This window comes from Vibrio sp. 10N.222.49.C9 (assembly GCF_041474985.1).
Classification (GTDB): Bacteria; Pseudomonadota; Gammaproteobacteria; order Enterobacterales; family Vibrionaceae; genus Vibrio; species Vibrio crassostreae_C.
Window position 1 is genome coordinate 1 of record NZ_JBFRVD010000837.1, and the last position, 266, is coordinate 266.

Sequence of the window (266 nt, forward strand, 5' to 3'; positions counted from 1 at the left end):
TTTCTTCACAAGTTAGCGCATCTTCAGCAGGATCGATTGAACGAGGTACAAAGCGAATTTCACCAAGGTTAAATTCGAATTCTTGAGACTCGTTTGAGTACAGCAGGAATGCGGTATTCATCATTGGGAAGCTCATGCCTTCATCAGCAAGACACTGCAAAGGTATCTTGATGGTTTGCCAGTTGCTCTGTGATGGGTCTGCCAGTGGTTTTGGTAGAACTTTTCCGACTTCCACTTCGCCAAAACAAGGCCACTCACAGTGCATT

At 45.1% G+C, this 266-nt stretch carries 1 protein-coding gene; it reads right to left on the reverse strand.

Annotated features, from left to right (window positions below):
* The coding region (locus tag AB4585_RS25840) for a putative glycoside hydrolase (RefSeq protein ID WP_372171630.1) at window positions 1–266 on the reverse strand (266 nt) is incomplete at both ends.